Annotated in this window: 1 protein-coding gene and 1 pseudogene; both read left to right on the top strand. The window is 49.4% G+C overall.

Translation table 11 applies throughout. The features are described from left to right. Positions 1 to 283 (top strand): phage virion morphogenesis family protein (locus tag ABD915_RS10185; protein WP_345117851.1); only part of this gene is annotated, 283 nt, incomplete at its 5' end. After that, positions 280 to 571: pseudogene (locus tag ABD915_RS10180) on the top strand (hypothetical protein); the annotation flags it as partial. The gene ABD915_RS10185 and the pseudogene ABD915_RS10180, both read left to right, overlap by 4 nt.

Genomic DNA, 571 nt, shown 5'->3' with positions numbered 1-571 from the left:
TGCCAGTGGGGCGCTCTCACGCTCCATTGATATGAAAGCCTCACCAGAACAGGTGATTGTGGGCTCTGGGTTGGTTTATGCGCGGATTCATCAATTGGGTGGGGCTATTTTCCCGAAAAATGGCAAAGCCCTGCGCTTTTTTCTTAAAAGCAGCAAGGCACAGCGCTTTGTGTGTGTTCCCCAAGTGACCATGCCGGCACGCCCTTATTTAGGGCTTTCAGAGCACAATAAAGTGGAAATTGTCAAAGCGGCAGAAGATTGGCTGGAAAGGGTCTTTTCATGAGACAAGCTGTTGAGAGTCTGGGGCGCATCAATGCGTTTCGTGAGGCGGTGATAAGGAGCCTTAAAGGCGCTTTGCCGGATGTGCGTGATTGCGGCTGTCAATTTGGGCGTTTCAATTTAGAAGAGCTTGAAACACAAATGCTTGTTGCGCCAGCTGTGCGTGTTGCGGTGTTAGAAAGTCGTTTAAATCCTATGGCTTCTGGACAGATGAGTGCTGATCTTCATTTAGGGGCTTTTATTATCACCACGGGCAAAGAGCGGGATGTTTCCAGTTGGCTTTTGGCAGAAG

The sequence above is a fragment of the Bartonella jaculi genome, assembly GCF_039543045.1.
Classification (GTDB): domain Bacteria; phylum Pseudomonadota; class Alphaproteobacteria; order Rhizobiales; family Rhizobiaceae; genus Bartonella; species Bartonella jaculi.
The sequence above is the reverse complement of the archived record's forward strand: the minus strand, read 5'-3'. Positions and strand labels throughout refer to the sequence as shown.